Here is a 523-nt window from a genome sequence, read left to right as displayed (position 1 = left end):
GCTTTATCAAAGGACGAAAAAAACCTCGGAGTGGCTTTAATCGACATCGGGGGAGGATCAACAACGGTTGCCGTATTTGAGGACGGCCACCTTCTTGCGACCCGTGTCATACCACTGGGAGGAGAAAACATCACCAAGGATATTTCAATCGGATTGCGCACCTCCACGGACGAAGCTGAGCGGGTGAAAAAGCAGTTTGGACATGCTTTCTACGAAGAAGCGTCGGAAGAGGAAACATTTGAAGTCGCCGTGATCGGGACGGACCAAAAGCAGACCTTTACTCAGCGGGAAGTGGCAGACATTATAGAAGCCAGGCTTGAAGAAATCTTTTTATTCGTGGCAGAGGAACTGCGGAACATGGGAATAAAAGAATTGCCGGGAGGCTTTGTGCTTACAGGGGGACAGGCTGGAATGCCGGGGGTCCTCAGCCTCGCACAGGATGTTCTTCAAAATAACGTCAGAGTGGCTAGCCCGAATTATATCGGTGTAAGAGAACCTCAATACATGACAGGAGTCGGCCTCA

1 protein-coding gene is annotated in these 523 nt (G+C 50.3%); it reads left to right on the top strand.

Annotated elements, in window-relative coordinates:
* On the top strand, window positions 1-523 hold a 523-nt coding region (ftsA, locus tag ACWHAR_RS31835; RefSeq protein WP_452089020.1), incomplete at both ends, for a cell division protein FtsA.

Source organism: Bacillus sp. LR--39 (assembly GCF_053613335.1).
This window is presented reverse-complemented; position numbering and strand designations above follow the sequence as displayed.